Origin of the sequence: Pseudomonas sp. 2995-3, assembly GCF_002742565.1 — a bacterium.
GTDB lineage: Bacteria > Pseudomonadota > Gammaproteobacteria > Pseudomonadales > Pseudomonadaceae > Aquipseudomonas > Aquipseudomonas edaphica.
Genome location: NZ_LJSB01000055.1, coordinates 1 through 233, shown reverse-complemented (window position 1 = coordinate 233; position 233 = coordinate 1). Strand labels below are relative to the sequence as shown.

Below are 233 nucleotides of genomic sequence, written 5' to 3'. Positions count from 1 at the left end.
GTCCTATGATGATGAAGAGCACAACCCCTGCTATAAAGTACAAATGCCATGATCTGTTTTTATGTTTACTAAACAGTGCATCCACTCCTTTTTTTGCTGCCCAAAGATAGATGGATGATTTTCCTAATACTGATAAAACAAATAAAGTTATTCCGAGCGTTTCAATTCGCTCCACGTTTGATAAAACTACAGCTTGATATAAATTTAATAAAGGATAGAGTAGATTTTCAAGC

Annotated in this window: 1 protein-coding gene; it reads right to left on the bottom strand. The window is 34.3% G+C overall.

Annotated elements, in window-relative coordinates:
- Positions 1 to 233, bottom strand: a 233-nt coding sequence (locus tag AOA62_RS03325) for a GerAB/ArcD/ProY family transporter (RefSeq protein WP_158235113.1), incomplete at both ends; no start/stop codon positions are given.